The organism is Paenibacillus sp. WC2504, from assembly GCF_052682475.1.
Window position 1 is genome coordinate 5,003,112 of sequence record NZ_JBQZFH010000001.1, and the last position, 24,034, is coordinate 5,027,145.

The 24,034-nt window shown below is 46.4% G+C and carries 26 protein-coding genes; 3 read left to right on the forward strand and 23 right to left on the reverse strand.

Annotated elements, in window-relative coordinates; all coding sequences use genetic code 11:
* Positions 1 to 107: 107 nt before the first annotated feature.
* The 4 genes from ACUN27_RS22555 to ACUN27_RS22570 form a co-directional block, all read right to left on the reverse strand.
* Positions 108 to 1,616 (reverse strand): AAA family ATPase, encoded by a 1,509-nt coding sequence (locus ACUN27_RS22555; protein ID WP_326062992.1) that lies wholly within the window; start codon positions 1,614 to 1,616, stop codon positions 108 to 110.
* Entirely contained in the window at positions 1,609 to 2,139 is a 531-nt protein-coding gene (locus tag ACUN27_RS22560; RefSeq protein WP_315949320.1) for a hypothetical protein, read from the reverse strand. Before ACUN27_RS22560 ends, ACUN27_RS22555 begins: the two co-directional genes overlap by 8 nt.
* A gap of 114 nt (positions 2,140 to 2,253) precedes the next feature.
* On the reverse strand, positions 2,254 to 2,748 hold the full coding sequence (locus ACUN27_RS22565; RefSeq protein ID WP_315949319.1) for a cell wall elongation regulator TseB-like domain-containing protein: 495 nt from the start codon (positions 2,746 to 2,748) through the stop codon (positions 2,254 to 2,256).
* A 39-nt stretch (positions 2,749 to 2,787) separates the two neighbouring features.
* On the reverse strand, positions 2,788 to 4,083 hold the full coding sequence (locus ACUN27_RS22570; protein WP_315949318.1) for an amidohydrolase: 1,296 nt from the start codon (positions 4,081 to 4,083) through the stop codon (positions 2,788 to 2,790).
* Positions 4,084 to 4,327: 244 nt separating this feature from the next.
* On the opposite strand from ACUN27_RS22570, the gene ACUN27_RS22575 reads away from it, so the two are divergent.
* Both ACUN27_RS22575 and ACUN27_RS22580 read left to right on the forward strand, forming a co-directional pair.
* Entirely contained in the window at positions 4,328 to 4,954 is a 627-nt protein-coding gene (locus ACUN27_RS22575; RefSeq protein ID WP_315949317.1) for a DUF47 domain-containing protein, read from the forward strand.
* A gap of 62 nt (positions 4,955 to 5,016) precedes the next feature.
* A complete protein-coding gene (locus ACUN27_RS22580) occupies positions 5,017 to 6,018 on the forward strand; it encodes an inorganic phosphate transporter (RefSeq protein ID WP_315949316.1) in 1,002 nt (333 codons plus the stop codon).
* Positions 6,019 to 6,058: 40 nt separating this feature from the next.
* Here the strand turns inward: ACUN27_RS22580 and ACUN27_RS22585 are convergent, their stop codons facing one another.
* From ACUN27_RS22585 to ACUN27_RS22650, 14 genes are all read right to left on the reverse strand, one after another.
* A complete protein-coding gene (locus tag ACUN27_RS22585) occupies positions 6,059 to 6,679 on the reverse strand; it encodes a redox-sensing transcriptional repressor Rex (RefSeq protein ID WP_315949314.1) in 621 nt (206 codons plus the stop codon).
* A gap of 2 nt (positions 6,680 to 6,681) precedes the next feature.
* Positions 6,682 to 9,537, reverse strand: a complete 2,856-nt coding sequence (gene dinG, locus ACUN27_RS22590; RefSeq protein WP_315949313.1) for an ATP-dependent DNA helicase DinG — start codon at positions 9,535 to 9,537, stop codon at positions 6,682 to 6,684.
* Positions 9,538 to 9,626: 89 nt separating this feature from the next.
* Positions 9,627 to 10,220, reverse strand: a complete 594-nt coding sequence (locus ACUN27_RS22595; protein WP_127451445.1) for a tetratricopeptide repeat protein — start codon at positions 10,218 to 10,220, stop codon at positions 9,627 to 9,629.
* Between the two features lie 79 nt (positions 10,221 to 10,299).
* Positions 10,300 to 10,683, reverse strand: a complete 384-nt coding sequence (panD, locus tag ACUN27_RS22600; protein WP_315949310.1) for an aspartate 1-decarboxylase — start codon at positions 10,681 to 10,683, stop codon at positions 10,300 to 10,302.
* A 5-nt stretch (positions 10,684 to 10,688) separates the two neighbouring features.
* Positions 10,689 to 11,552 (reverse strand): pantoate--beta-alanine ligase, encoded by an 864-nt coding sequence (panC, locus tag ACUN27_RS22605; protein ID WP_315950373.1) that lies wholly within the window; start codon positions 11,550 to 11,552, stop codon positions 10,689 to 10,691.
* A 27-nt stretch (positions 11,553 to 11,579) separates the two neighbouring features.
* Positions 11,580 to 12,434, reverse strand: coding sequence for a 3-methyl-2-oxobutanoate hydroxymethyltransferase (panB, locus tag ACUN27_RS22610; protein WP_315949308.1), 855 nt, complete (start codon positions 12,432 to 12,434; stop codon positions 11,580 to 11,582).
* A gap of 257 nt (positions 12,435 to 12,691) precedes the next feature.
* Positions 12,692 to 13,660: a biotin--[acetyl-CoA-carboxylase] ligase gene (locus ACUN27_RS22615; protein WP_315949306.1), complete on the reverse strand. Its 969-nt coding sequence runs from the start codon at positions 13,658 to 13,660 to the stop codon at positions 12,692 to 12,694.
* Positions 13,661 to 13,719: 59 nt separating this feature from the next.
* Positions 13,720 to 15,003 carry a CCA tRNA nucleotidyltransferase gene (locus tag ACUN27_RS22620; protein ID WP_445559626.1) on the reverse strand — a complete coding sequence of 428 codons (1,284 nt, stop codon included), beginning with the start codon at positions 15,001 to 15,003 and terminating at the stop codon, positions 13,720 to 13,722.
* Positions 15,004 to 15,032: 29 nt separating this feature from the next.
* Positions 15,033 to 16,220, reverse strand: a complete 1,188-nt coding sequence (gene bshA / locus ACUN27_RS22625; protein WP_445559627.1) for an N-acetyl-alpha-D-glucosaminyl L-malate synthase BshA — start codon at positions 16,218 to 16,220, stop codon at positions 15,033 to 15,035.
* 19 nt (positions 16,221 to 16,239) lie between these two features.
* Positions 16,240 to 16,932 (reverse strand): bacillithiol biosynthesis deacetylase BshB1, encoded by a 693-nt coding sequence (gene bshB1 / locus ACUN27_RS22630; protein ID WP_326062979.1) that lies wholly within the window; start codon positions 16,930 to 16,932, stop codon positions 16,240 to 16,242.
* 1 nt (position 16,933) lies between these two features.
* Positions 16,934 to 17,353 (reverse strand): methylglyoxal synthase, encoded by a 420-nt coding sequence (locus tag ACUN27_RS22635; RefSeq protein ID WP_167053845.1) that lies wholly within the window; start codon positions 17,351 to 17,353, stop codon positions 16,934 to 16,936.
* 27 nt (positions 17,354 to 17,380) lie between these two features.
* On the reverse strand, positions 17,381 to 18,184 hold the full coding sequence (gene dapB, locus ACUN27_RS22640) for a 4-hydroxy-tetrahydrodipicolinate reductase (protein WP_315949299.1): 804 nt from the start codon (positions 18,182 to 18,184) through the stop codon (positions 17,381 to 17,383).
* Positions 18,185 to 18,210: 26 nt separating this feature from the next.
* A complete protein-coding gene (locus tag ACUN27_RS22645; RefSeq protein WP_315949297.1) occupies positions 18,211 to 18,720 on the reverse strand; it encodes a tetratricopeptide repeat protein in 510 nt (169 codons plus the stop codon).
* A 62-nt stretch (positions 18,721 to 18,782) separates the two neighbouring features.
* Positions 18,783 to 19,121 (reverse strand): nucleotide pyrophosphohydrolase, encoded by a 339-nt coding sequence (locus ACUN27_RS22650; protein WP_127451427.1) that lies wholly within the window; start codon positions 19,119 to 19,121, stop codon positions 18,783 to 18,785.
* 114 nt (positions 19,122 to 19,235) lie between these two features.
* On the opposite strand from ACUN27_RS22650, the gene ACUN27_RS22655 reads away from it, so the two are divergent.
* Positions 19,236 to 20,108: a YitT family protein gene (locus ACUN27_RS22655; protein ID WP_315949295.1), complete on the forward strand. Its 873-nt coding sequence runs from the start codon at positions 19,236 to 19,238 to the stop codon at positions 20,106 to 20,108.
* Positions 20,109 to 20,150: 42 nt separating this feature from the next.
* Here ACUN27_RS22655 and ACUN27_RS22660 read toward each other — a convergent pair whose 3' ends face one another.
* The 5 genes from ACUN27_RS22660 to ACUN27_RS22680 all read right to left on the reverse strand — a co-directional run bounded on the left by ACUN27_RS22660 (position 20,151) and on the right by ACUN27_RS22680 (position 23,978).
* Positions 20,151 to 21,041 (reverse strand): sporulation protein YpjB, encoded by an 891-nt coding sequence (locus ACUN27_RS22660; RefSeq protein WP_315949294.1) that lies wholly within the window; start codon positions 21,039 to 21,041, stop codon positions 20,151 to 20,153.
* A gap of 66 nt (positions 21,042 to 21,107) precedes the next feature.
* Entirely contained in the window at positions 21,108 to 21,770 is a 663-nt protein-coding gene (locus tag ACUN27_RS22665; RefSeq protein WP_326062980.1) for a DUF1405 domain-containing protein, read from the reverse strand.
* A gap of 62 nt (positions 21,771 to 21,832) precedes the next feature.
* Positions 21,833 to 22,723: a menaquinol-cytochrome c reductase cytochrome b/c subunit gene (locus ACUN27_RS22670; protein ID WP_181646563.1), complete on the reverse strand. Its 891-nt coding sequence runs from the start codon at positions 22,721 to 22,723 to the stop codon at positions 21,833 to 21,835.
* A 20-nt stretch (positions 22,724 to 22,743) separates the two neighbouring features.
* The gene (qcrB, locus tag ACUN27_RS22675; RefSeq protein ID WP_127451419.1) at positions 22,744 to 23,415 is read right to left on the reverse strand and encodes a menaquinol-cytochrome c reductase cytochrome b subunit; all 672 of its coding nucleotides are present in this window, start codon (positions 23,413 to 23,415) and stop codon (positions 22,744 to 22,746) included.
* Between the two features lie 17 nt (positions 23,416 to 23,432).
* Positions 23,433 to 23,978 carry a QcrA and Rieske domain-containing protein gene (locus tag ACUN27_RS22680; RefSeq protein ID WP_127451417.1) on the reverse strand — a complete coding sequence of 182 codons (546 nt, stop codon included), beginning with the start codon at positions 23,976 to 23,978 and terminating at the stop codon, positions 23,433 to 23,435.
* Positions 23,979 to 24,034 lie beyond the last annotated feature (56 nt).

The window sequence follows — 24,034 nt, forward strand, 5'->3', positions numbered from 1 at the left end:
CAAAACCTTGCGGAACCTTTACGAGCTTTGACACATTTACCCATAGAAAAAAGGCTGCCCCGCAAGCAGCTTATTTCTCGCTGCTTTTCGTGACAACCTCAATCCTTCTATGCACTTTGTATAACTGAAGCATCGAATAATTTACGGAACGTATCTCCTGAGATGACTTCTTCCCCCATTAAAATAGCGAAGGAATGATCAAATACATTTCTCTGCTGCTCCAGCAGCGACTTGGTACGGATCATTAACGCATCAAGAATGGCTGTGTTCTCTTTCATCAGTTGATCCTTGGTGACCATCTCACGGTCAATGATACCTAGTGACGTTAAGCCGGAGTCCATCATGTTGCGCACCATAGAAAGAGCTTGCTCAAAGTCATTCCGCGAGCCCGTGCTGCGACCGCCATAGAAGATTTCTTCCGCCGCGGCTCCGCCTAAAGCGATCATGATTTGCTGCTCGATATAATCCTTCGTGTATAAATAATGGTCCTTAGGTGGATTATGACGCACATAACCGAGCGCTTTCCCACGCGGGCTGACAGTTACTTGCGATACCGAGCCAGGACGAACGAGTTCAGCGATAATAGCGTGTCCTAGCTCATGGTAAGCAACACGTTCTTTCTCATCCTGCGCGGTTTCCTTATCGGTCCGCTCACCCATCATGACTTTATCAATCGCGGATGCCAAATGGTGCTGCTCAATTTCCTTCTTATCCTCACGCATGGCATAAATAGCCCCTTCGTTTAGAACGCCTTCTAGCTGAGCACCCGAGAATCCAAACGTTTGTTCGGCAATCGTATCTAATGAAACTCCAGCAGCCAACGGCTTATTTTTCACATGAATATTCAAAATAGAAAGACGGCCTTTTTTATCCGGTAAATCAACCTCAATATGACGGTCAAAACGCCCTGGACGAAGCAGCGCGCTGTCGAGCATTTCTTTCCGGTTCGTTGCCGCCATAATCAAAATACGCGGAGCGTCATTCGTATGAATACCGTCCATTTCGGTTAACAGTTGGTTCAGCGTTTGGTCATACTCCCGCTGTTGACCCCCGTCACGCTTACCGCCGATAACATCGATCTCATCGATAAAAATAATCGCGTTATCCTTGCCTTCCTTCACGGCGCGGCTTCTTGCTTCCTTAAAGAGATCACGCACACGGCTTGCACCTACACCGACGTACATCTCCACAAACTCACTGCCTGAAGCTGCTAAATAAACGGAATTCGTATAATGAGCTGCTGCTTTCGCCATCAGTGTTTTACCGGTCCCTGGAGGACCTGTCAACAGAATCCCTTTGAGAGGACGAATGCCCAACTTCTTAATTTCTTCGTGTTTAATCAAAAAATCAAGAGCTTCTGTTAATTCTTTCTTCGCCCGGTCTTGTCCGCCAATCTCGTCAAAGGTGAGAAACGCCGGAGTCCGAGTCTTGCTTTTACGATCGCCGCCACCGCCACCGGAAATACCAATGCCGCCGCGGCCTCTAATCATATAAAACAATGAAACGCCCAATACGCCGACAAATAAAATAGGGATAATGTTGACCCCTAAGAAAATTAAGAAAACTAGCAATACCGGAATAGCGCCAATCCCAATCTCTTTATAAATTTTACTCATTCGGCCACACTCCCATCTGCGTGGATCTAGGAAGCATTATGAATTTAGTGGCATCGCCATCTGTCAATCGAATATAAACATAAGTTTGGTCCATTTCACTTTCAACTTTCATACTAGGCATGTCAGACGCATACTTTTGTAAGGTCGTAGGGATGTCTGCATAATGTTTGGTTTCCATAGCTTGAGCGACTTCAAATAAAGCCTTGGACCACCATTGATCAAGCTTTTCGGACGGATTATCTTTAATTTGAATATTTACTGTACGTTTGCCAATAATCGATGCACCATCTTTGTTAATCCGCTCAACAACCGTTCTTAAATTAGCATCAGCTTGTAAACTAACTTCTATATCAACACGATCTTTGTCCAATTTCATCGTTGAACTTGTCACACCGGGAACTTTACTAATGATATCTGATAATGGGTTTTCCATTGCGAAACTTGTATACGCGAACCAGCCTCCGAATAATACGCCGGCAGAAATAATTACACTCAGTACAACAGGTAAGAGACGTAGCTTCATCAGTCAACGTCCCCCTTTCTCGATATATTATGTTGCGTCCGATTCCATACAAGTAGTATATCATGCGATATATACCGTGACCTTATGAAATGAGTGGAAACAAAAAAACTCAGCCTATTGCAGGCTGAGTCTGTACGTATCCAGATAGAGTCCATCTTTAAATTTATAATAATCATAAAAATATCTTGTACCACTATCGTCTGTCTTTTTATAAAAAACTTCCCATACGTACTCCTGGCCAAGCTTCCCCGGCATGACGCGATCAATCTCCACACCCGGATTTTTCTTCATAACGGTATCTCGAATTTGGGCTTCCGTGAAGCCTTCAGAAGCCATCTCCGTGTGAACACCCTTATCCGATACCCATACAATGACACCTTGGCCGAGCTTATCTTCTCCATAGACGATTCGAAAAGGTTCATCTCCATAAAAGAAATCTACTTTTGCCGCTTTCGTCATGATGCTTTTCTCATAAGCAGTTTCTACCGCCATGCGTTTGTTATCCCAATGATCCTTTTGCACATTTAAGTAGAAGCGGCTGAGCACGACGCCAAGCGTCAATATAATAAACACGCCAAAAGTAATAATTCTAGTTCGCTTTGCACCCATCAGCGCCGCTCACCTCCCCAACCAATTGCCGGCACCTTTTTAACCAATTAATCTGTCAAAACACAATTCAAATTCACGTTTGATTTCTTCTTCATCCATCGTTAAGCATTCCCCTTTGCGGACAAGCCAATTGCCGTCCACACAGACATCGACGACATCTTTGGCACAAGCGGAATAAACGACATGTGATACGAAATCTGTTTTTGGCAGGAAATGAGGCTGATCCAAATCCAGCGCGATAAAGTCCGCTTTCATACCCGGCTGCAGTAATCCCACGTTATCCAACCAAATGGATTCCGCTCCCATCTTCGTGCCTAGCAGCAGCGCTTCAGCAGCGGGTACAGCTAGCGGATCACCAGAAACGCCTTTGTGAATCAGCGCGGCAAGTCTCATTTCTTCAAACATATCCAAGTTGTTATTTGACGCTGCACCGTCCGTACCAAGTGAAACCTTCACTCCGGCGCGAAGCAATTCAGGCACACGCGCTACGCCGGAAGCAAGCTTCAGGTTGCTTCCCGGATTGTGAGAAACGCGAACATCATATTGTCTGAGAACATTTATTTCTTCATCCGTTAAATGGACTCCATGCGCTACAAGCGTTGGTCGGCTGAATACACCGATCTTCTCCAGATGTGCAACAGGACGCAGTCCGTATTGATCTACATTTCCTTGTACCTCACGGCTTGTTTCCGACATATGCGTATGGATCGGTAAATTCAAATCGTGGGCAACTTGAACAATTCTTTCAATATAATCCGGAGGACATGTGTAAGGCGCATGAGGAGACATCATTGTCGTGATACGTCCATTTGCAGCCCCATGCCATGTTTTTGCAAACTCAGTGGCTTCCTGCAGCTTAGCCGTCTGTACATCAACCGGGCACAGTCCAATCACACCGCGGGCAAGAACGCCGCGCATCCCTGAAGTCTCAACAGCCTTCGCCACTTCATTCATATGGTCGTACATATCTACAAAAGTCGTAGTCCCGCCCTTCATCATTTCCAAAATGGACAGACTAGTCCCCCATTTCACATCTTGAGCGGTAAATTTCGCTTCCATCGGCCACATTTTCTCTTCCAACCAGATTTGCAGGGCTAAATCGTCACCGTAACCTCTAAGCAGCGACATCGCGGCATGACCATGCGTATTGACTAAGCCTGGCATGTACAATTTATTCGTACCGTCGATGATTTCATCGTAGTTTTCCTTGGGTTCAGGAGTTTGTTCACCAATATATGTAATCAGATCGCCTTCTATAACCATGCAGCCTTTGATTGATGATTTTCCTTCAATAGTAGAAATAAAATGACCGTTCATAATTAATGTTTTTTTCATACTAAAAAACCCTCTCTATGCTCATTCTAAGTTAAACACCGCTTTATAAACTTTACATCTTAAGGCTTGTAAAATCAAGGAAGTGTACAATGTTAAGAAAATGTAAAATGTCACGGAATTTTCGTTGCTTTCGGTGCAATTATTATGATATTTTTAATTTTGTGAGTTTTTTCAACAAGTTGGTCTGTTTATCTTATAAATTCGATCAAAATCTTGTACATATAGTAAATACTAGGAGGCATTTATGACCACGTTATTCACAAAAAAGAACGAAGTCGATTTCTTGCAATTGCTCATCCGCGCTGCAGAAAACGCACTGCAAACTGCACAGCTGTTCCGCACAGCCATGATGGGTGACAAATCCCCTATAGACTACGTTCAGTCCATTCACGATCTAGAACATGCTGGAGACTCCATCACTCACGAAATTTTCAAAGGACTCAATAAAGTGTTCATTACACCGATCGATCGTGAGGACATCATGGTTCTTGCCTCCAAAGTGGATGATGTCACGGATGGTATTGAAGCTACAATCGCTCGTTTTGACTATTTGAACGTCTCGCATACGGATTCATATATGAAAGACTTCTCGGCTGTCATCGTGGATTCCTGCCAACACATGCTTGATGCATTCAAATTGCTTGCGAAGAAAAAATATATGCAGATCCCTGAACATACCGTTGCCATTAACTCCCTTGAGAATGACGGTGATCGCTTGATGCGTGAAGGGATTCGTCAAATTTTCATCACACGCAAAGATGTATACGAAGACTTTAAACTAAAAGAAATCTACGAGCGCTTGGAAGAAACAACGGACGCTTGTGAAGACGTAGCCAATATCCTAGATAGCGTAGTACTTCGTTATTCATAAACTTTAACCGGTCTATGTGTACGAAGATAGTTTTCCGAATGGAAAACTCTTAGGAGGAAATCATGTTAACTTATTTGATCGTAATTGTTGTACTAGCCTTGCTTTTTGATTTCATCAATGGATTTCACGATACAGCCAATGCGATTGCCACATCTATTTCTACGCGCGCACTCAGTCCGCGGGTAGCTATTGCCATGGCAGCGACGCTTAACTTTGTTGGAGCAATGGTATCCTCCAAAGTGGCCAAAACGGTCGGAGGCAGTATAGCTAATCCTGCTCAAATTGCCAATGGCGTTGAAATCGTAATCGCAGCCCTGCTCGCGGCGATTATATGGAACCTTCTGACATGGTATCTTGCGATTCCATCCTCTTCTTCTCACACCCTGCTCGGAGCCCTTGCCGGTGCGGTTATCGCTGGAGCTGGCGTGCATTCTGTCAATTGGAGCGGTTTTACGCAGATCATTATCATTTTGATCCTTTCACCGATCATTGCCTTCGCCCTAGGTTACGTTATCATGCTTTTGATCAAGTACATCGTCATCTGGTCCGGAAATACGTCCAGATCCAAACTCAATCGTATCTTCAGGACATTGCAAATTATTTCTGCCGGGTTGCTCTCCTACTCACATGGCGGTAACGATGCACAAAAAGCGATGGGTATTATCGTATTTGGTCTAGTCGCAGCCGATGTTCAAACGACGCTGGACGTCCCGCTTTGGGTAAAAATCTCAGCAGCATTGGCCATGGGGTTAGGAACTTCGATCGGTGGATGGAAAATTATTAAAACCGTATCTGGGAAAATTGTAAAAATCGAACCGATTAACGGATTCGCATCCGATCTTACATCGTCACTCGTCATTCAATTCTCCACCCATATCGGAAAACCATTATCCACAACACATGTTATTTCCTCCGCTATTATTGGGACAGGCAGTGTCATGCGCTTCCATGAAGTTCAGTGGGGAACCGTCAGTCGCATGTTGATTACTTGGGTCATTACCATCCCGATCAGCATTGCACTCGCGTACTCCATTTACTTCCTTATCTTCAGACTGATCTTCTAAATAAAGAAAAACCGTCAGGGAATCCTGACGGTTTCTTTTTTTAATCTAAATAATACGCCAAGCTTTGCAGCTCCGTTGTGAAATCCGCATAATGCACGCGAACTTCCGGGGGAACCTTAATAATGACCGGTGCAAAATTCAGAATAGCTTCAATGCCGCAATCCACAAATTGATTGGCCACATTTTGAGCTTCACTCGCTGGCACAGTTATAATCCCGATTCGCACGCCTAGCTCCGATAGAACAGCCTTCATTTCCCCCATCGGTTGAACCGTCAAATTATTAATCGTCTCCCCGGTTTTAGAGGGCATCGCATCAAAAACTGCGACAATTTTCATATCATTCCGTAGATAAGTATTATAATTGCATAATGCGCGGCCCAGATTCCCCGCTCCAACAAGAGCTACCTGGATATGTCGGTCCAGCTTGAGTATTTGCCTAATTTTCTCGATCAAATAAGCAATATCATATCCGATGCCTTTTTTGCCAAACTCACCGAAATAGGCCAAATCTTTACGAATCTGGGCCGGATTCAGATCAAGTTTTTGACCCAAATCCTGCGAAGATACCGTTGCGACATTTTTCATAGCAAGCTCGTTCAGGAACCGTAGATAGATGGGCAGCCTGCGAACAACAGCTTCCGATATTTTTTGTGATTTCATTTCTACGCCTCCCCCATCCACTGCTCAATCCTTGGTAACATTTGTTCCGTTGTCATATGCTCAATTTTGGGTCCGGGCAGTGAGTAGAGGAAGTGCTTGCCATAAAAGGTTTCGATGACACGCGTATCGTAGATGATCACAATTCCTTTATCAGATGCGCGTCTAACTAACCGGCCGAAGCCTTGTTTAAATCGAATGACCGCCTGTGGCACAGAAAATTTCATAAACGGGTTCTCGTTCCGTTTCTTAATATTTTCGCATTTGGCCTCAACGAGCGGATGATTCGGAGGTTGGAACGGCAGCCGGATAATGGCCAAACAGCTTAGCGCATCCCCAGGAATATCTACTCCTTCCCAAAATGAACTGGTGCCAAGCAGCACACACATCTTGTTATCCTGGAACATACGGGTTAATTTACTACGATTGCCGCTGTCTACCCCTTGGCCAAGCACAGTAATGCCATATGCCTTCAAATAATCTTTCATCCCGGCATAAATCTGTTTGAGCATCCGATTGGATGTGAACAAGATCAGCATTCGACCTTTGGTCACGATAGCGACTTCACTTAGCGATTCAATGAGCGAAGCAATGAAAACGGGATCCCCAGCTCCCTTAATCGTAGGAAAATCTCTTGGAATAACAACCAAAGCTTGCTCACGATAGTTAAAAGGAGAAGGCAGTTGAACCGTTTTGAGCTTACCGCTCTCTTCATCCTGCGGAATCATCAGCCCCAATTGATCAGCGGAGTATTGAAAGGATTTATTCACGGACAAAGTTGCCGAGGTCATAATGATACTTTCTTTTGTCTCAAAGAAATGCTGCTGGAGCAAGCCGCTGACGTCCGTCGGCACAGAGATCAACTGAAGTGACTTCGCCCTGGCATACGTCCCTGCTTCCATCCAATATACATAACCATCATCCGCCATTTTCATAAAGAAATGGAGGGCATCACGATGCTCATAGAGCTCTTTCACGGTGCCGTTAAGATCTGTCACTAAACCTTGGACCCCGAAGACGTCCTGATGTTCCTTCACATCGCTTAACAATTTATCAAGCGTGCGAAGCAAATCATTCGCGTTCAGATAGATATTGTCCTCCATTGCCATCAGCTCGTGCCAATTAGCCGGCAAAGTCTCCGGCTTCATGCGCAGGACATACGTGGAATTCTCCGTTTGCGACGGATCGCTTTTGGACGACAGCAGCTCATACAGTGATTCGCTCAGCCGATCCCAATCCTCTTTGATTTGCACGATTTTTGGGAAAAGACCATCAATCGTATGACTCCATGCCGCTGCCCTTTCTTGCTGCTCATCCGATTTCTGCAGTCTAAACCGCAGCATCGGCAGGTGGCCGCTCCGATTATCTTTGTAAAGCCAGGTCAATGAATGATACATCGCTGAGGAATGCAGCTCGATACCGAGATGTTTACTCGCCACTTCTTCGAAATGATGCGCCTCATCAATTACAAGGTGCTTGTAAGCCGGTAGGAGGCGGTTCTCCGCCTTCATATCGGTAAACAGGAGGGAATGGTTCGTGATGATCACATCAGCCGTGTTGGCGTCATTCCGCGCGCGATGATAGAAGCATTTTTTGTACCAAGGGCACATCCGGTTCAAACACGAGTCTGTATCGCTGGCAACCGAATACCAGAATTGTGCGCCTTTATTCCCAAAGTGGATTTCCTCTTCATCCCCGTGTTCCGTTTCACTCAGCCAAACGACCATTTGTGCCGCTGTGACCGGATCTTCTTTGCCATTCTCGTAATCACGCGTTGTCAGTTTCGTTTCAAATTTGCGCAAGCACAAATAGTGACTTCTACCTTTGAGCACAGCCGCTTTAAAAGGAACCGGAAATATCTCTTTCAGCAGCGGAATATCCCGCTCTCTAAGCTGCTCTTGCAGGTTAATCGTGTGCGTGGAGACAACCACTTTCTTCTCATATTTGATGCCATAATAAAGGGCAGGTATCAAATAACCAAGCGATTTCCCTGTGCCTGTTCCGGCCTCAATCATCAAATGTTGATCGTTCTCCAGCGATTTCTCCACTTCGTAGATCATTTGCTCTTGCGATTCCCGCTCTTCGAAAATCTCAAACTTCTGCTGCAGCGCTAACTTCAAGCCTTGATGAAATTGTTGGAAAGAGGCGCCTAATCCATCTTCATCCGAAGCGCCGCGGATGTCATCTTCTTCGCCCCAATCGGTGACATTCAGTGTGAATTGGCGGAAATAACGATTCGTATCCGTGTCAATGCTCGTAATCGATTCTTTATATAAACATATTTCGTCTAAAAACCAACCCAAATCGCTGGAGCTATTTTCAAAAATATGCTGCAGCCGTTGAACCGTAAGGAGAGGCAGTCCAATCAGCCTTTCCAGACACCTGATCCAGATTTCAGCTGTGACCTCCGCGTCACTGTCAGCCTGATGAGGCCGTTCATGGTCAATGCCAAACAAACCGGCTACCATGCTCAACTGAAGACTGGAAATCGATGGGAATAATATGCGGAGCATATCCATCGTATCCAGTACTCGGCCTGAAAATGGCGGGTACCCGGTTTTGGTCAGTCCCCTTTGCAAAAAAGAAACGTCAAATGCTGCATGGTGCGCCACAAGCACGCAATCAAACAAAAGTGGGAACATATCCGACATCACTTGATCAAGCGTGGGAGCGTCAGCAACCATCTCATCCGTAATGCCAGTAAGTGTCGTAATGGAAGAAGGTATACCCATCCCTGGATGAACCAGAGAAGTATACCTGTCGATAATTTGAAATTGATCTATAATGACCAGTCCAACTTGGATGATCTCATCCGTAGGCTGACTTCCTGTCGTTTCAAAATCCAAAACTGCAAATTTCATGACGTGTATCTTCAATCCCTTCGTCCTGCACTTCTCCTAGCATACCAAATCTTATTAGGAAAAGGGAATACCTGATCGCCACTTTGGTTTCAGGACTCGTCCAGATTGATGAGAGGCTCCATACATGATGGGTCCGTATGGTACGCTTTTTGAAAATACTCGAAAGCTTTTTCTATATTCTGATTCTGCACCTGTATGACTCCCATGGCGTTATAGGAAATAGCTTTCATCTTGGAATTATCCGTTAGAGGCAGGAGGAATTTGAAGTGCCTGTACGCCTCTCCAAACTCCCCTTTACGCAGATGCCCCATCGCCAAATAGACTCTTGCCAACAAAAAATCAGGCTGCCTACGAATCAAGACCTCAAACTCTTTGATCGCTTGATCATACATATAAAGCTTGTAGTATCCTTGCCCCCGGACAAATTCATCCGTTTGTTTCCCGGACAGATCGAGATCCATCAGTTCTTTATGAAGGGTTTGGGTACTGATCGGCACGGCCCCATAAAACTTTCCCAGCTTCTCCTCAAAAAGCAGCCACGCCTCAATGAACTCATCACTCATTGTCTTCAACACTTGCAACTGTTCGTCAAGCTCCGCTCTCTTCTCCACATCACTATTCGGATATTCTTTTTGGATTTCTTCCAAAACCTCGTTCATTGTGGAAAATAAATGCTTAAACATTTGGCATCCCACCTTTGCTTCGAAAGCTTACCCTCATTCTTTGTAAACAGAGCCGATTTCATGCATGGACAGGACCATCTTAAAGGATGGTGGAATGCTCCTCTGCTTTTAACAATTGGGCTACTTTATTATTTGTTCCCATGATTGCAACCGTTGGTTGATGCTTCTTGGCTTCTTCATCAGTCATCATGGCGTAAGTCATAATAATGACCGTATCTCCTTCTTGCACTAAACGTGCCGCGGCACCGTTCAAACAGACGACTCCCGTCCCGCGTGGGCCTGCAATGATATACGTTTCAAGGCGTGCACCGTTATTGTTATTAACGATTTGCACTTTCTCATTGGGCAGCATGTCAACAAGATCAAGCAAATCCTCATCAATCGTGATGCTTCCAATGTAGTTCAAATTTGCTTCTGTTACGGTAGCGCGGTGGATCTTAGCTTTCATCATTGTGCGAAACATAAACTTCACTTCCTCAATTGTATAATGACATTATCGATTAGACGTGTTTTGCCGAATTTAACGGCAAGTGCAAGAATGATTGAATCGGTATGAGTGCTGTTCTCAAAAGGTTCCAACGTCGGAAATGCGAGTACTTCCGCATAATCAATAACAGCTAATGGCGCTGTTGCGATATGGCTCTTAACCAGGCTTTCAAGCTCGGCAGCATTGAAGTTAGTTCGAGATTGCACGAATTCCTTTGCTTTATCCAAAGCTTGGGACAAGACTAACGCTTGTTTCCGCTCTTCGTCCGATAGATACACATTGCGTGAACTCATAGCAAGGCCATCTTTTTCGCGCAGGGTTGGGCAAGGGACGATGTCGACCGGCAAATTCAGATCCTGCACCATCTGCTGAATGACGGCAACTTGCTGGGCATCCTTCAGTCCAAAAAATGCTTGATCCGGCTGTACGATATGAAACAGCTTGCTAACCACAGTCGCAACACCGTCGAAGTGTCCCGGCCTCGAAGCTCCGCAGAGCCTCGAGGTAAGCCCTGACACCGCAACCGTCGTACGTGTTGGAGTCGGGTACATTTCACTTACAGAGGGCATAAAAACAAGATCAGCGCCGGCTGCCTCAGCCACCTCAAGATCCCGCTCTGTATTGCGTGGATATCGCTCAAAATCCTCCCCAGGACCAAATTGCAGCGGATTGACGAAAATACTTAAAACCACAAGCCCGCTCTGTGACCGCGCTTGACGCAGCAAGCTGGCGTGTCCTTCGTGCAAATAACCCATTGTAGGCACAAAACCTACAGATCCATCATTCTTACGTCGGTATTCCCGAATCCGGGAACGCAAATCGGCAATCGAATGAATCACTTCCATCGTCTGGATCGCTTTCATGACCGCTCACTACTCCTTATCGCCGTACAAATATTGAACTACATCATTATCCATGTGGAACGTATTTTCCTGTGTAGGGAACGCCCGCTCTTTCACTTCTTTAACATATTCACGAATGCCCTCACGGATAGTTTCCCCGATATTCGCGTAAGCTTTTACAAACTTTCTGGGCGCACTGTCAGAACCATACTGTAAAAGATCATGGTAGACCAGAACTTGCCCGTCACAGTGAACCCCGGACCCAATGCCGATTGTCGGGATCGATAACTGCTTGGTGATCCATTCGGCCAGCTCATCGGTAACCAGCTCCAGCACAATTGCGAATGCTCCCGCTTCCTCAATGGCTTTCGCATCGCTAAGCAGCTTCTCTGCTTGCTCTGAGCTGCGGCCTTGTACGCGGAAACCGCCGAGTTGATGAACGGACTGCGGGGTTAAGCCAAGATGGCCGATAACAGGCACCCCGGCCTCTGTGATCGCTTTGACTGTTGCCGCGATCTCAGCTCCGCCTTCAAGCTTCACCGCTTTCGCGCCACCTTCTTGCATTAATCGAGCGACACCTTTGAGTGTGGTGTCCAAGCTTCCGTGATACGTAAAGAATGGCATATCCGCTACGATAAACGTGTTCGAAGCGCCGCGTACGGCAGCACGTGTATGATAGACCATGTCATCGAGCGTCACAGGCAGGGTCGAGTCATACCCCAATACAACATTTCCCAGTGAATCTCCAACGAGGATCACATCTACGCCGGCTTCTTCCGACAAGCGAGCTGACGGGTAATCGTAAGCCGTTACCATCGTAATCGGTACACCGTCTTGCTTCATTTTTCTCATTCTGGCTGTTGTTAGCGGCTTTCGTTTTTCCATTTGTATCCCAGCTTCCTCATATAAAATAAAAAAACCTTTTAGCTAAGAGCTAAAAGGATCGCATGCAGAAAGAATCCAATGATTCTTCTGTCTCGGTCCCGTAGGCTCAGAGCAGAATCCAACCTCTTGTTTACTCATTATTTGGCTGAGTTGAACATGTTACTACGCTTGTATAGCAGCAAGTGCAGTTCCTTTAAGGATACCGCCTCGTTATTCAATTATACCAAATATAGCTTCCAATTGATACCTCAACTTTTCTACCGCAGTTCAATATCGCCGGAATAAACTTTGATTTTCTCTCCGTCCCCTTTAATCACCGTTAACGCGCCTGAGTCATCCAAAGAGTCCGCAATACCTTCAATCACACCCATAGGTGTGTGTGTTCGGATAGGACGCTTGAGCGTGACACTCAAAGCTTCCCAAAGCAATCGTATTGGGGAGAAGCCTTCTTGCAAGTACAAAGCATACAGCTCTTCGAATTCTAAAAGAAAGGCTTGTACCAACGTTTCTCTTTTGATTTCCGTTCCTGATTCAATCGCCAAGGAAGTTGCAATGGAACGCAATTCCTCCGGATAGTCTTCGACTTTCAAATTCACGGAGATCCCAATTCCGGCAATGACATATTTCAGCCGCTCATCCTCGCCGCTGCTTTCCAGCAAAATACCGCTGACTTTCTTCCCTTTGATCAGCAAATCATTCGGCCATTTGATCCCAATGTCCACGCGGCATACTTTCTGAATCGACCGACAGAGAGCGACTGCGCTCAGCAAAGTTAGTTGAGGCATGAAGTAAACAGGCACCTTTGGCGTTAACACCAGACTCATCCAGATCCCTTTGCCTGCCGGAGAATGCCATGCGCGCCCCATTCGGCCACGCCCGGCTGTTTGTGCCTCGGCAAGCACTAGCGTGCCTTCAGAAGCCCCTGAAGCTACCAGCGCGTGTGCAATCGTCTGTGTGGAGTCAACTTCGCCATACACATGCACTTTTTGTCCGAGTACTTTGGTCTTCAATCCCTGCAGCAGTTCGGCCACCTGCCATTTATCCGGCTTGCTCACCAACCGGTATCCTTTGCGGGGAGCTGCCTCAAACTCATAACCAGCGGCCCGCAGTTCTTCGATATGCTTCCAAATCGCCGTACGGCTCACGTTTAATCTACGGCTAATCTCCTCACCAGACACATAAGCTTCCGGGGACTCTTGAAATAGTTCTAAAATCCGCTCATTCATCTTTTTCACTCCAATTAAAGACTAATTGAAAAAACAAAAGTAAAAAACCACGCGCACTGCTACTTCGCAGCACGCGCGGCTTGTAAAAGCAATTCCCGCTCGTTCGGCAATTCGCCGAGCGCGGTCCGTTCCAGCAGGTCCTGCAGCAGCTTGCCCATCCATGGGCCAGGCTGCATGCCCAGCTCTGACGCCAAATCCTTGCCGGATATGGCGAGTTCCTTCAGGCTGAAGCAAGGTACCTCGCTCAGCCAATCCTCCCCGCGGCGCACCAGCTCCGGCGCGGTGGTTTCCAGAAACAGCGCGAGCTCGCCGCGCTGATCGGCTATGGGCTGCAGCGCACGCAGCAGCCGCAGCAGCGCGCGGGCGGCGGCTATGCCGCTGCGCACCGCGCCAAGCTTCCAGACCCGCTCCAGCGGAGCAGGGTCTGCAGCTGAGGCGGCCACTGCTTCGCGCAGGGCCAGCACAGCCTCTACCGCGTCGCCGTCGGCGCGGGAGAAAGTCAGCTCCTGGAGCGCCGTGCGGACCACGTCCGCCGGCACCTCCAGGAGCATCAGCAGCATGGACCAGCGGTCATGCTGCTCTTCCAGCGCGCTGACTGCGTCCAGCGCGTCATCCCAGGCTAGCCACCGCTCAAAAGGCAGCGGAAGCTGCTTTTTGAGGTGCGCCGTCAGGCGGCTCGCCAGAAGCAGCCGGACAGCCCGCGCAGGGGCCGGGCCGTCAATCATACGCTGGAGCTCGCTACGCACGCGCTCCATGGCAATGTGGCGCAGCAGCGGAGCTTGCGCAAGCAGCGCCTGCCACGTGCTCTCCTCGACCTGCAGATCGTAGGTCGAGGCAAAACGAATGCAGCGAAGCATGCGCAGCGCATCTTCGCCGAAACGCTCCTCCGCTTTGCCTACGCAGCGGAGCACGCCTAAAGCGAGATCCTTTTGCCCTGCAAACGGATCGATCACTTCGCCTCCGCGGTCCATCGCCATCGCGTTCATGGTGAAATCGCGCCGCTTCAGATCCTCCGTCAAGTCGGAGATATATTCGACGGAAGTCGGGCGGCGAAAGCCCTCGTACTCCGCCTCTTGGCGGAACGTCGTCACTTCATACGTCCCCTGCTGCAGGATGACGGTGACCGTTCCGTGTTGAAGCCCCGTCGGCGCCGTCCGCGGGAAGCAGGCAATCACCTGCTCCGGCAAGGCCGACGTCGCGATATCGATATCTTTAATCGGCCGATCAAGCACGGCATCCCGTACACAGCCTCCTACGAGGTAGGCTTCATAACCTGCTTCTGTAAGCTTAGCCAGCACATAGGATGCTCCTCGATCTTCCTCCAAAATTTTCCCAGCATCCAACATGTTACTCCTATCCAGCGTACATCCTCTTATTGACAGGACGAGGCTGTAATCCGGTGAGATTCCGGAAGTTCTCTTCGCAATACGCGATAATAAATTTCTTCATACTGTTGTGTGGTGATATCATTGCAAAACGTGTATCTCGCACGGTCCAAACAATTTTGCACCACTTGCTCATACAGTACTTGGTTGCTGAGCAGGTTCACGACATGATCTGCCATCGCATCCGTATCGCCGACTTCGGCTAGATATCCGGTTTCCCCATGAGTAATCAACTCTGGAATTCCTCCTGCATTTGACCCGATGGTAGGCACACCGCAAGCCATAGCTTCCAGGGCAACCAATCCGAAGCTTTCTTTCTCCGATGGCAGAAGCATAACATCCGCCAGGGAAATTACCTGGGAGACGTCATCCTGCTTGCCGCAGAACGTGACTTTATCGGTAAGACCTAGCTCCTTCACCTTGGCAATCATTTTAGACAAATCAGGTCCTTCTCCCACAAACAGAAGCCTTGAAGGAATTCTCTTGCTTACATTCGCAAAGATATCCACGACATCCTGAACGCGCTTGACCGGTCTGAAATTGGAAATATGAATGAGGATCTTTTCTTCCGGTCTTGCAAACTCTCCACGAAGTTTCGTAACATCTCTCGGGTAATACACCCTTTTATCAACAAAGTTATAGGTTAAATCGATATCACGCTCAATATCCAGTAATTCCCTAGTTTCCTTAATTAAATCCTTCGATACTGCCGTAACCGCATCGCTCTCATTAATCGCATATTGAATCAAATCTGAAATGGATTGATCTTGACCCAGCACTGTAATATCCGTTCCGTGAAGCGTAGTGACGACCTTCAGCTTGCTGCCAACCATCTGTTTAGCAAGCAGTGCACACACGGCATGTGGAATGGCGTAGTGAACATGAAGCAGATCAAGCTCTTCCATCTTAGCCACTTGGGCAAGTTTGCTTGCAAGGGAAAGATCATAAGGAGGGTAACGGAATACATAGTACTGACTGACTTCCACTTCATGATAAAATATATTTTTATGGAATTTACCCAGGCGAAACGGCATGCTGTGCGTAATAAAATGAACCTCATGCCCTTTTTCGGCAAGCAGCTTGCCGAGTTCTGTTGCTACAACGCCTGAACCGCCTAACGTCGGATAACACGTAATTCCAATTTTAAGTTTATCGCTTTTAAGTTTATCGCTCATTTTGCACCTCTTTTCCAGATCAATCGAATCGATCTACCACCATAGGCAGTTTAGAAACAAAACCTTCTGCATACTGAAGCATCCGCTTTTGTCCCAATAAATGGTCACGGGCCACTACACGCTCTACATAGCCTTGATTCAGCGGTGTCGCTACGGTACCTTGCCCCGTTGTAAACTGCGAACGATAAGCGCTCAGCGCAGCCTTTTTGGTCTCATAATAATCTGTTACATTGACAATAAAGTCAGCTTCATACACATCATTTATAAAATAAAAATACATGTTCTCCACATGGACTGGATCAGACTCCGGCAAATATTTGCGCAGTTTGGCATTAAAGACAGCTTCTTGAACAAGCGCCGAGCAAGCAATATGATCGGGATGGCGATCCTGCCAATAAGGAGCGAAGACGATTCTAGGTTTGTATTTCCGAATTTCCGCCGTTATTCGTTCAATATGGTCGGGAGTCACGAACAAGCCACGATCCGGTAACCCGAGATTTGTTCGCACCGTCAATCCTAACTGTTGTGCCGCTTGCTCCGCTTCTTCTTTCCTTGTCTCGACCGTCCCATTTGAGGACATCTCTGCATAGGTCAAATCGCAAATGCCCACACGGTAACCCAATGCGGTATGCTTCGCAATCGTCCCGGCCATTCCAATCTCAGCATCATCTGCATGCGCGCCAAAAATAAGAATATCTAATTGTTCACTCATCTTATTCAAGACCCGGTTTATATTTATGTACGAGTTCTCTCCAAGCAAAATCCCCGCGATCGAGCGCTTTAACGAGAATTTCCGCCGTGGCGATATTGGTGGCGCAAGGGATTCCTTGAACATCGCATAGGCGCAATAAAGCAATGATATCCGGCTCATGCGGCTGCGCCATTAACGGATCACGCAAAAAGATGATCAAATCCATTTCATTTTGAGCAACCAAAGCACCGATTTGCTGGTCACCGCCAAGTGGCCCCGACATAAAGCGATGGACATCGAGTTTCGTATTATCCATGATTCTCTGTCCTGTCGTGCCTGTTCCATATAATTTATGACCTGCAAAGACATGTTCATACGCCGTAACGAAATTGACCATCTCATCTTTTTTACGGTCGTGAGCGATTAGCGCGATATTTAACATTCTGACTTCCACTCCCCTAGGACTTTCTTAATCTATAAAATGCTCGAATCCATAAATCATACCGCTATATGTCATTACTTTACGAACAGCAATCGCTACGCCCGGCATATAGGCAGCACGGTCATAAGAGTCATGTCTAATCTTAAGAGCCTGCCCTTGTTCAGCCATAATGACTTCCTGTTGAGCAAAAATACCCGGTAGACGTACGCTATGTATTCTAAACCCATTGTAATACCCGCCGCGGGAACCTTCAATCGTTTCTTCTTCTTTGGGATTACCCTGTCTGATCTCTTCTCTCACTTCTGAGATAAGTTCAGCGGTTTTCACTGAAGTTCCTGAAGGTGCATCTAACTTCTGGTCACCGTGATACTCGATAATTTCCAAATGAGGGAAATATTTGGAGGCTTGCGCAGCAAATTTCATCATCAGAATAGCTCCAATGGAAAAGTTAGGTGCTATAATTCCACCGATTTCTTTATCCTGACACTGCTTGTCCAACTCAGCAATATCCTGCGGTGTAAATCCCGTAGTCCCCATTACGGGACGAATGCCTAACCGAATCGCTAAACTTGTATGTGAAAACGCCGTTTGCGGACCCGTAAAATCTACTAATACATCCGGTTTGGATTCGGTTAGTGCAAGTTCCAAATCATTGCTCATTTTGACGCCGCATTCTTCAAACCCTACCATTCTTCCAAGATCAATTGGGCCTGAGGAGCGGTCTACCCCCGCCACTAATTCCATATCGGACTCCGTGAGCACGGTCTTAACGACCTCTCTCCCCATTCTTCCACTTGCCCCAATGACGGCTACTCGAATTTTACGATCCATGACGATGTTTCTCCTTTGTGTATGTTTCAGACTCTATTTTTCATCTTTTGCTGGTAGCGAGCAGCCTGCTGCTTAGCTAGTTCGTGATTCGGCTCCAATCGAATGGCTTCCATAACCGTTTGATAAGCTCTCCCGTAATCATTTCGGAAAGCGAAAGCTTCCCCAAGTATTAGATAAGCTTCAATCGTCAAAGGATCGAGCACAATCGCTTCCTTCAGCAAAAAAATCGCTCTTTCCGCATGTTCGGATTGCGTGCTTAACTGCCTGCGAGCTTTATCAACTAATTCTCTGGCATGCAGCACTTGCAAATGATAACGGTACACTTGATTGTCTTGTTCCAACTGAGTAGCTATTGACGCGTGTTCAATGGCATTGCTCAGCTTATTGTTTCTTCCATAAGTTATCGATAGTTTGTAGTGATAGGCAGCATTGTCGGGTTCTGCGATTATCGCTTTTTCAAACCATTCGATGGCTTTTTCGAAGTCTTGTGAAAGTATAGATTCGTACGCTTTCTGTATTTGATCTTCTCCATTCATCTGCCCATCCTCCTTATCGAAAGAGAGTCTCCCTTCAGAGGGGATGGTATAGTTTATGAAGCTTATGTAATTTCGGTGTTAATTTTAGTCCATCTACCCGCATCTCTCGTATTGAACTTATGCATGATTTTATCATGCGCTTCCGTCAAATCAATCCCGAGTGAGTTCGCGAAACAGATCGTTATAAACATAATATCGCCGAGTTCCAACTCAATCGAGTTGTCCGCTTCCGTGCTTTTCTTCGGTTTCTCACCGTAGGTATGGTTCACTTCACGGGCTAACTCCCCCACTTCTTCGGACATTCTTGCGAGCATAGCCAAAGGACTGAAATATCCTTCCTTGAACTGGGAAATATAAGTATCGACTTCTTTCTGTATATCTTTCAGCGTGCGTTCCGACATGTTCACCCTTCTTTCCTTCTTCTTCACCAAGATATCATTACTATGTTAAACTAAACAAGAAAAGTTGACAAATTTTTTTGACAGAAGCGAAGCATGAGGTTTGGAGGAAACGAAATGATTTTCAAGGAAAAATTATCTGATCAATTTACAAATGTACTTGCCATTACGATTGGCACCGCGATTTATGCATTTGGTTTACATTATTTTGTCATTTCAAATGAGCTCATGGAAGGCGGCGTTACGGGCGTAGCTCTGCTGCTGAAATATGTATTTAACGTTCCTCCATCAATCTCAACCTTGTTATGTAATATCCCCTTATTTTATCTCGGGTGGCGTGTTTTCGGAAAAGGCCCGATGCTGTACACGATTTATGGCGTAGTTTCCTTATCGTTTTTCCTCTGGGTGATGGAACAGCTCATACATAACAATTGGCTCATCCCATTTCATACCACCCAGGATTACTTTCTGGCTACATTATATGCCGGGCTTACGCTGGGCACCGGACTTGGCCTAGTCTTTCGATTCGGCGGCACGACAGGCGGTTCAGACATCCTGGCTCGTATCGGAAATAAGAAGAGGGGCTGGAGCGTTGGACAAGTCATCTTAATTATTGACGTTATCGTCATTGGTTCTTCCTTCCTCTATTTGCCGAAGGAAAAAGTCCTCTACTCACTTGTAGCCGTCTTTGTCACTTCGCGCCTCATTGATTACATCTCCGAAGGCGCTCATGCTGCTAAGGCTTTTACGATTATAAGCGATCAAGCCGTGCCTTTATCTGAAGCTATTACAAAGGTATTAGACAGAGGCGTGACGTTGTTCCCTGCCAGGGGCGCATATTCCGGTAACAATAAAGAAGTATTGTATTGCGTCGTGTATCGCCATGAAACTAGACGTCTTCGCGAGCTCATTCAATCCATCGATTCTCGCGCTTTTATCATCATTGGGGAAGTCCATGACGTCATAGGCGAGGGCTTTAAAGCGCAATAAAAAAGGTTGAGCAGATTTTACCATCTGCTCAACCTTTTTATTTTAATCGCCGAATTCCTGCTCCTGCGCTCGCGAATGCTTAATTGGAACGATGTGCCGACCGGATTGGTACATTCGCCAGCCCACGAAAGATAAAACGCTGACGATGATCAGTCCAATCCCAACAGACCAGATGATCGGATGCTTAGGGTCAGTTATAGGTACGAAAGCAATTGCATCTTTATTTTTCAAAAATAATTCGTCCAGCACTTGACCTAAATGCTCCAGCCCTGTTTCCACTTGACGGCCAATCATCGGTTGACTATTAATGTTTTTCCTTAAAAACACAACGACAGAGTCAAGCTTCTCGACAGAGGAAGCATCCCGGCTTATCAATAATGAAGGATGAATAATAGCAATATGCTGAGAAAGCTTCCCGAAGCCCGCAATGCTCTCTTGTTGTTTGCCAGCTTTGACAGCTTGTGTCAATGCAGCCGTGTCATTCTGCAGCACTTTATAATATTGCAGCCACATGGGCTGATTTTTATGGGTTAGGGCATCCGTTGCAAGTCGAATTTTGGCTACAGCCATTTGAGCTTCCTCCGGTGAGTAGCTCGCGGCGCTGTAAACTCTCTTGGCCTGCGTAATGGTTTCGGTAAGTGCATTTAGCCCCTCTACAGAGGTTATTCCTTCAAATTGTATCTTTGGAATTTGATCTGACATTTGCATCAGCTTATTCCGTGCCTCAAGCACTTGGCCGTCCATCGTTTGCTTGTACATCTCATCAGCAATTTGATTCAAGAACTCAACCCGCTTCAACTGTTCTGGATCTACGGGTTTAGCGGCTTGTCCAATCGTGCTGGTGCTGGCTGCGCATGCAGAACTTATACTTACGACTGCTGCCAGCAAAAGCGTGGCTGTCAGTCGTTTAATTCCCCCGGTAAACATAAACATGGGACATCCCCTCCTTCACCATCATCATATGGAGGTTCGTCCCAATTTAGACCATCGGTTATGTGATTATCGTTGTTTCTTCTGACGTAAACCCAAACAGATGAAAGCTATCAAAATACCTATAATGCTTAAGCTGATTGTAAAGCCTTCTATGGTTCTATAGTAGTTGTTTACAAGCACTTCAGGCAATCTAGGGAATACCCCTCTTTCGTAATCCATGAAGTCATTCCACAGTGTCCAGCAGGCAATAAGCAGGATAGCCGGGATCCGGTATGTATACCATCTAACAAATAATAGCACTTCCACTGCCATAGCCAAATGTGAGCACGTAAGCATCCAACCATCCCAGCCAACAGGAACACCTTGCCAAGCGCCTGCCCAAATCATGGTAACTGCCCATATGCCGTATTTAAATGAAGTGATAAGTGCGAAGGCTTCCACAAAGCCTCTAATGGCTTGATACACTTTCCCGGACCGGCTGCCTCTCGAACGATCTATGAGTAAGTAACCGACCGACAAGGTAAAAAATAAACTGGCTGTCGGGCTATCAGGTACAAAATAGACGTACCAAAGCGGCTTTTCGGCAATTGTGGCCACCATTTGAAGCCAATACCACTCATAACCATACACAGTGCCAAGCAGATTCATAATGAAAAACAGCCACAGCATCGTTTTGCTTAACAAAAAATCCTTACTCCAAAAATACGAAATGGATATGCCTTGATGCAAGCAAGCTCCTCCTCCGGTGATTTAAAAAAACCTGACCGCTTTCGCGATCAGGTTTCCCTATTTTATTGGGCTTTTTGTTTGGATAACCATTCAGTAAGCTTAGTGATATCGGCATCTGTTAAGCCTTTATCAATGTTGGCTTGATATTGTTTACCCATGTTACCCTTACCGTTCTTGACAATGTTCAAAATCTCATCTTGCGAATGTTTGTCACCTACGCCAAGCAGCGCCGGTACGCCTGAAGCCGGCATCCCTTTAAGTCCAGCACCATGACAGGACAAGCAAGTTGCTTTTTTGTAGATTTCTGCACCCGGATCATCTGCTGCTACAATAGCAGGAGCTTTCTTCGTATCCTTCGCCGCGCCGCCGCCAGCAGCTGCGCCTTTGTTAGCGTGCAATTCTTCCTCACGCTTGATGTGCTCAGGAATGATGTTTTTCTCTTTCAACTCAAATTGGTAGTGATCCCAAGATGTGTACGTCAAGTATGTACAAGCGATTAGAGATAAAATCATCAAGCTTGAAGCGATTGGTCTTCTGTAGAAGCGACGCTCTTTGCCTGTATCCAAGAAAGGAGCCAGCATCAAGCCACCGAACAGCAAACCAGGTACAACAACCGCTCCAAGTACTACATAATCACCGGATGTATACGGGTATTTCAACAATTGATACATGAACAAGAAGTACCAGTCAGGCATCGGAATAAACGCTGTATTCTTAGGATCCGCAGGATAACCTAGCGGAGCCGGATCGGACATGACTAACACTAACATACCGACTAGTACAACGACCCCTACCATCCACTCTTTTAACAAGAAGTTTGGAATAAAGGCTTCCGATTTTCCCGGATACGCAGAGTAATCGCGAGGGATTAATCTTTGTTCTTGTGTTTTCTTAATTACGCGGGAATCCCCTACGTAAACGATTTTCTCGTCTGACTTATGACCATGCGCCACGCTATTCGCCCCTCCCTAATTTATAGCGGTCCGGAAATACCTTGTTTGCGAATCATGAAGAAGTGTCCAGCAAGCAAAGCGAGCAGAACGCCAGGCAGGAAGAACACGTGAATGGCAAAGAAACGAGTTAGTGTTTGCGCACCAACGATGCTTCCGCCTTGCAGCAACGTTTCAATGTACGGACCCGCTAAAGGCACGGACGCTGCAATTTTCATACCTACTTGTGTAGCAAAGTATGCTTTGTTATCCCATGGAAGCAGGTATCCCGTAAAACCTAGACCTAACATAACGAAGAAAATGAGCATGCCTACTACCCAGTTCATTTCACGTGGTGCTTTGTAAGAACCTGTGAAGAACACGCGCAGGGTATGTAAGAACATCATTACGATAACTAAACTAGCTCCCCAGTGGTGCATACCTCTGACGATAACACCGAAAGCTACTTTATGTTGTAAGTAGTCAACGCTTGCATAAGCATTGATGATATCAGGTGTGTAATACATGGTTAAGAACATACCTGATAAGATTTGAATGACTGTAATGAAAAACGTCAATCCGCCGAAGCAATACACGAAAGCGGAAAAATGATGAGCAGGGTTTACGTGTTCTGGAACCTCATGATCTGCTACATCCCTCCACATAGGCGTAATATCAAGACGTTCGTCAATCCAGTTGTATACGTTTTTAAACATCTGACTGTGACGCCTCCTTATACTCTTGTGTTAGCATGCAGTTGTCCCACATAAACGAACCCATTCTCAACTTTGGTTGTGTATTCATCCAAAGGTTTTGGTGCGACGGCAAGGTTTTTACCATCTTGCGTATAGTGAGCACCATGACAAGGACAGAAATACTGATCTTTGTAAGCCGGGTTATCGTTCCAGTTGACCGTACATCCAAGGTGCTTACAAGTAGGATTCAATGCAAAGAGCTTGCCGCTGCTGTCTTTGGAAATCCACGCAACCAATTCAGCGTCACTTTCGTACCAACCATCCACTTGATGAACTTGGAACGTAAACGATTGTGGTACATTTGTAATTTTACTTTCTTCGACAACTTTAACCCAGTCTGATTCTGACTTCTTCTGAAGTACAGGATCTACCGCAAACCGAATCATCGGAATAATGATGCCGGCCCCCATGAATCCTCCAGCGCCACCTAGGGTGTAGGATAGAAATTGTCGACGAGACATTTCGCGTTTAGTCCCGGGTTTCTTCCCATGCTGTTCTTCATTGTGATTGTTATGATCACTCATTCTCAGGTCTACCCTCCTACATTGGCCGATGTCCAACCCTCTCGGACGTCAGTTAC